1 protein-coding gene is annotated in these 309 nt (G+C 53.4%); it reads right to left on the reverse strand.

The window, feature by feature from the left end; genetic code table 11:
* The coding region (locus ACTQ1N_RS12820) for a recombinase zinc beta ribbon domain-containing protein (protein ID WP_441957018.1) at window positions 1–291 on the reverse strand (291 nt) is incomplete at its 3' end.
* Between the last annotated feature and the right edge of the window lie 18 nt (window positions 292–309).

The following is a 309-nucleotide window of genomic DNA, read 5'->3' on the forward strand; positions in this document are numbered from 1 at the left end:
AACTCCCCAGCTCTTCACCACCTCGTCAGGGATGGAAACGCCGGGGCAGAAGTCGCTGCTGAATCGCTCTTTTCCTGAGCATACCCAGCGGTTCTTCCCTCCGGTGTAGGATCGCATCAGCTTATTTCCACACTTTGCGCAGTAGAGCTGATCCTTATAAGGAAATGTCTCCATGGGCAGTCTCTTCTCCGGTTCCTTCTTTGGCAACTTCCGGACGCCGAGTGCCTTCTGGGCTTTCTCCCAGAGATCATTCGTCACGATCGGCGGATGATTCTCTTTGTAGTAGACCATGGTGTGTTCCCCGGTATT

The sequence above is a fragment of the Porcincola sp. LCP21S3_C12 genome, from assembly GCF_052118625.1.
Lineage (GTDB): Bacteria > Bacillota > Clostridia > Lachnospirales > Lachnospiraceae > Porcincola.